Raw genomic sequence first — 1,253 nt, 5'->3', positions numbered from 1 at the left:
GGTAAGAACCTGTTCATCAACAACGATATCTGGTTCCTGGACCCGACCGGCCAACAGGCCATCGGTACTGCCACCCTGGTCAATGGTCGTAACTGGCCGGGCGCCAGCAACATCATCGAGTACAACAGCCCCGACATGGGCGGGTTTACTGCCAACCTGCAGACCAGCCTGGGCGAAAAGCCGGGTTCGTTCAATGGTGGCGTACCTAACGCTGGTACCAGCGACGGTCGCAAGGACGGCATCTCGCTGGCTTACCAGAAGAACGGCCTGGAACTGCGCGCCATCTATGACGTGGTGCGTGACGCCAACGGTAACTACAACGACCTGTGGAAGCACTCGAAGGAGCTGATCCTGGGTGGTACCTACAAGTTCGACAAGCTGAAGATGTTCGTCGGTTACGAAAACCTGCGCGCTCCGAATGCCAATCCGGGTGCGCCGGACCGCGCCAACCACTACTGGCTGGGTGCAAACTACGACGTGACCCCGCAACTGCAACTGGTGGGTGCATGGTTCCACGTCAATGCCAACAACGCCTCGGTCACGCCGGCTGGTGTGGGCAACGGCGGTGGTACGGCCAACCTGTACATGGCGGGTATCAACTACTTCCTGTCCAAGCGCACCTTGCTGTATGTTGACATCGGCACTGTCCGCAACGGCACTGGCTCTGGCCACGTCCTGGAAAATGGCGCAGACAACGGCGTTTCCGGCCTGAAGCAGAACGGCGGCTACTTCGGTATCGCCCACTCGTTCTGATGTAACGATCAGTAGTATCTGTAATCCTTCCTGAGGTGGTCTTGATGTAGTTGAGGGTGGGCGCAAGCCCACCCTTTTTTGTCGTTACGACGGCGCATCAATGCGTCGCGAAAAAGATTTATATCGTTTATCTCATTTACTTGATTTGCAGGCGGAACCCCGATGAATGCGCAATTGCTGGTCGATGGACATCATGAACTGGGTGAAGGTGTGTTGTGGTGTGAGCGTTCGCAATCGCTCTTCTGGACCGATATCCATGCCTCGCGACTGTGGAACCACGATCCGCACAGCGGCGCCACGCGGAGCTGGTCCATGCCTGAGCGGCTGTGCTGCTTCGCCTTCACGGCCGATCCTGAGCGTCTGCTGATTGGCCTGGAATCGCGCCTGGCCTTCTTCAACCTCAATACCGCTGCCATCAGCCCGATCTGCCGCATCGAGGATGATCTGCCCAGCACCCGCTTGAATGATGGCCGTTGCGACCGCCAGGGGCGCTTCGTCTT

General features: G+C 58.0%; 2 protein-coding genes. Both read left to right on the top strand.

What is annotated here, in order from left to right:
• On the top strand, positions 1–753 hold a 753-nt coding region (locus tag I5W_RS12810), incomplete at its 5' end, for a porin (protein WP_044529519.1).
• Positions 754–915: 162 nt separating this feature from the next.
• A partial coding sequence (locus tag I5W_RS12805; protein WP_044529518.1) for an SMP-30/gluconolactonase/LRE family protein occupies positions 916–1,253 on the top strand: 338 nt, incomplete at its 3' end.

The sequence above is a fragment of the Herbaspirillum sp. B65 genome (assembly GCF_000333555.1).
Lineage (GTDB): Bacteria > Pseudomonadota > Gammaproteobacteria > Burkholderiales > Burkholderiaceae_D > Herbaspirillum > Herbaspirillum rubrisubalbicans.
This window is presented reverse-complemented; position numbering and strand designations above follow the sequence as displayed.